At 58.6% G+C, this 1,611-nt stretch carries 2 protein-coding genes; both read left to right on the top strand.

Annotated elements, in window-relative coordinates; all coding sequences use genetic code 11:
* Positions 1 to 172: 172 nt before the first annotated feature.
* Entirely contained in the window at positions 173 to 679 is a 507-nt protein-coding gene (locus BJI47_RS20130) for a DinB family protein (protein WP_088945422.1), read from the top strand.
* A gap of 460 nt (positions 680 to 1,139) precedes the next feature.
* Positions 1,140 to 1,611, top strand: a 472-nt coding sequence (locus tag BJI47_RS20125) for a DinB family protein (RefSeq protein ID WP_088945421.1), incomplete at its 3' end; no start/stop codon positions are given.

Here is a 1,611-nt window from a genome sequence, read left to right as displayed (position 1 = left end):
TCTCACTTCTGGTGATGCGCCGCTCGCTTCGAACCACTCCGACCGCCCCCTCAACAGCGCCTTTGGTATCGGCGCCTCCACTTGTCGGCGGATTTCCCCTCACTGGTCAGCGGTCACACCTCGCCCTCACCCAACGCAAGCCCCACACATAGCCGGAAGGAACAAAAAAACAATGCAGGACAACATGATTACACTCGGCGCCGATCGATCCATCATCGACAGCATGCTCGACCACAACCGACGAGCACTGATCGACACCGTGCAGGGCGTGTCCGAGATTGATGCCCGCAGACAATTGGTTCCGTCGTTGACAACGCCGATAACCTTGATCAAGCACGCGGCGGCCGCGGAACGGATTTGGTTCCAAAGGCATTGGGCCGGACTCAGTGAATCCGAATGCGACGGCTACTCGCGCCGTGACGAAGGCACCTTCACCGTCAGCGACCACGAGACGCTGGTAGAGGTCATTGCCGAGTTCGAACGAGCCAGCAGTAAATCACGCCGAATCGCCTTACGTTTCGGCCTGGACGAGACCATCGACCTTCCTGTCGAGGGCACTGTTTCCATGCGATGGACACTGCTTCTGATGATTCAAGAATTCGCCAGACATGCCGGTCACGGCGACATCCTCCGCGAGCAGATCGGCGCCGCCAACTCGGTCGATACCGCACTCCTCTGACACGAACCGGACGACGACCGTGCAGTGCACTTCTGCCACCGGAATGTCAGAAGGCAGCTGCACTCACCTGCAAAACTCCAGCACAGAATGCAGTCCACTTCTGACACCGACAGAATCGCCGCCGGCTGTCTCGATAGACGATCGCCAAAACGCACATTCGTAGCCGCAGGAGGCAGCTCGGGCTCTGCTGGAACGTTTGACCGAAAGACGGCCCACCGAACAGCTTAAGTGCTAATCTTCGGATCGCCACCGATCAGCATGACGTTGCGGTGTTGATATTGCGCCCCCTCTCACTTCTGGTGATGCGCCGCTCGCTTCGAACCACTCCGACCGCCCCCTCAACAGCGCCTTTGGTATCGGCGCCTCCACTTGTCGGCGGATTTCCCCTCACTGGTCAGCGGTCACACCTCGCCCTCACCCAACGCAAGCCCCACACATAGCCGGAAGGAACAAAAAAACAATGCAGGACAACATGATTACACTCGGCGCCGATCGATCCATCATCGACAGCATGCTCGACCACAACCGACGAGCACTGATCGACACCGTGCAGGGCGTGTCCGAGATTGATGCCCGCAGACAATTGGTTCCGTCGTTGACAACGCCGATAACCTTGATCAAGCACGCGGCGGCCGCGGAACGGATTTGGTTCCAAAGGCATTGGGCCGGACTCAGTGAATCCGAATGCGACGGCTACTCGCGCCGTGACGAAGGCACCTTCACCGTCAGCGACCACGAGACGCTGGTAGAGGTCATTGCCGAGTTCGAACGAGCCAGCAGTAAATCACGCCGAATCGCCTTACGTTTCGGCCTGGACGAGACCATCGACCTTCCTGTCGAGGGCACTGTTTCCATGCGATGGACACTGCTTCTGATGATTCAAGAATTCGCCAGACATGCCGGTCACGGCGACATCCTCCGCGAGCAGATCG

It is taken from the genome of Rhodococcus sp. 1168 (genome assembly GCF_002091955.1).
Taxonomy (GTDB): Bacteria; Actinomycetota; Actinomycetes; order Mycobacteriales; family Mycobacteriaceae; genus Rhodococcoides.
This window is presented reverse-complemented; position numbering and strand designations above follow the sequence as displayed.